Origin of the sequence: Streptococcus raffinosi (assembly GCF_030284685.1) — a bacterium.
In the GTDB taxonomy this organism is placed as follows: domain Bacteria; phylum Bacillota; class Bacilli; order Lactobacillales; family Streptococcaceae; genus Streptococcus; species Streptococcus raffinosi.
On the sequence record NZ_JASUZV010000025.1, the window covers coordinates 1 to 1,843 of the forward strand.

Annotated in this window: 2 protein-coding genes; both read right to left on the minus strand. The window is 37.6% G+C overall.

Annotation, left to right across the window (positions count from 1 at the left end):
• Positions 1-65: 65 nt before the first annotated feature.
• Positions 66-1,100: an IS3 family transposase gene (locus QRD39_RS10090; RefSeq protein WP_285956396.1), complete on the minus strand. Its 1,035-nt coding sequence runs from the start codon at positions 1,098-1,100 to the stop codon at positions 66-68.
• Complete coding sequence (locus QRD39_RS10095; protein ID WP_285956397.1) at positions 1,070-1,774, minus strand: helix-turn-helix domain-containing protein; 705 nt, start codon at positions 1,772-1,774, stop codon at positions 1,070-1,072. The genes QRD39_RS10090 and QRD39_RS10095 overlap by 31 nt, the downstream gene beginning before the upstream one ends.
• Between the last annotated feature and the right edge of the window lie 69 nt (positions 1,775-1,843).

The following is a 1,843-nucleotide window of genomic DNA, read 5'->3' on the forward strand; positions in this document are numbered from 1 at the left end:
TGATACGTACCGTGTCAAGTAGACAATTGAAATAAATAAAATGTGAGGAACCAGGTTGCTTTGGGTTAAGCAGTCTGGTTTTTCTTATCGGCAATAGTTTTCCAGTAATCTCTATATTTTTTAGATTGTTTAATTGGATAATATGGAGCTTGTTCTGGATTTTCTTGTGCTTCAGCTCTCACTTGAGCTGGTGTTTTCCCATTGAATCTCTCTTGGGGATCATGATATAGGTAATAGTGAATGGTCTTTTCGTAAGCCTCTTTCATCTCTTCAAAACTTGACACATTAGGATAAAGAACCGCTCTCATTTCCTTTATAATTCCCTGCCAACTCTCCATTGGCCCATTATCGATACAACGACTGACTCTAGACATTGACTGTGTCATGCCCTGCGCTTTCAACATGTAGGTAAAAGATCGCCGTGTAAATTGAAATCCTCGATCACTATGCAGTAAGGCATGGCTATCCGGAAATTCTTTAAGGGCTTTTTTAATGGCTGAATTTACCAATGCCGTGTCATTCCTGTTACTGATGGAATAACTGACAATATAACGGTCATATAAATCAAGTACTCCACATATGAAGAGTTTTTGTTTTGTTCCTGGAACTTTTTCTTCGGTCACGTCTATACACCATTTTTCATTTGGGTGTTCAGAATTAAAGTCACGGTTGAGAACATTCTCAGCTGTCTGGTCTGGTTTTGAGGAGGTGTAACGTTTTTGTTTCTTGTATTTTGTCTTACTAGAATAAATACGATTAACACACATGATACGTGCGACAGTTCGTCGGTAGATTGGCTTTTCACCATCTACTAGATTATTGTTCAAGGCAAGTGTCATTTTACCTGAACCGAATAAACCATTATTAGTTTTAGCGATTTCTAAAATACGTTCAAGGATGGCCTGATCTCTTACTTCTCGCTGACTAGGCTTATGATTTAACCATTTGTAATAAGCAGCACGGCTCATTTGAGCTAACTGACACATCCAGCTGATAGCCCACCCTTTTTCTTTGTGGCTTGTTTTAATGAACTGATATAACTTCAGTTTTAGAGCACGATTTTGAGCGATTAGTCTTTGTTTAGGTTCTCCTGTAACCAACTCCTTTCTAATTCTCTCAGTTTTTTTAAGAATTCACTTTCATTCTGACTAATCTCAAGCCTTCTTTCAAGTTCTTTGATCTTACGATTCGCCTTTTCTAACTCGGTTAAGCTATCTTCACTAGGCTTTCGACCGCGATTGTCGTTTAGCCCTTCTAGCCCCTTAAGTTTGTACTTTCTACACCAGTTGTAAACCTGAGCATAACTACAGTCGAATTTTTGAGCGGTCTCCTTATAATTAGAGTCATGATCTAAACAATAGTTAACGATTTCTAAACGTTCTTCTTTCGTTGTTTTTCTGCTAGTCATATGATAAACCTCCGGAATAGGATTGTAATCCTTTAGTTCTTTATGACTATTATACCTGAAAACCCATTGTCTGATTTGTTCATGACTTCTTAGCCCAAATTTTCTAGCTAATTCTTGAAGGGAACCTTCTCCTGTTAAATAGGCTTCAATGCATTTTAGCTTAAACTCTGTAGAATAATTTTGGTTATGCTTTAGAGACTTTAGCCCCTCGTGCCCTTGATATTGATAGGCTGTAGCCCAGTCTTTAATAGTACAAGGATTGACCCCAAACTGACGAGCTAGTTGAGAACAGGAGGCTTTACCTTCAAGATACCAGGTAACAGCCCTCAGCTTGCCTTCAAAAGAAACCTTACTTTTTCTAGACATAATAAAAATCCTACTTTCGTAAACAGTACTTTATGTATTTTTACTGTCTACTTAAGTAGGACTATATCA

What these genes read in the sequence shown, in the direction of transcription:
- QRD39_RS10095 (WP_285956397.1), bottom strand. Translation starts at nt 1,774, where the DNA reads ATGTCTAGAAAAAGTAAGGTTTCTTTTGAAGGCAAGCTGAGGGCTGTT.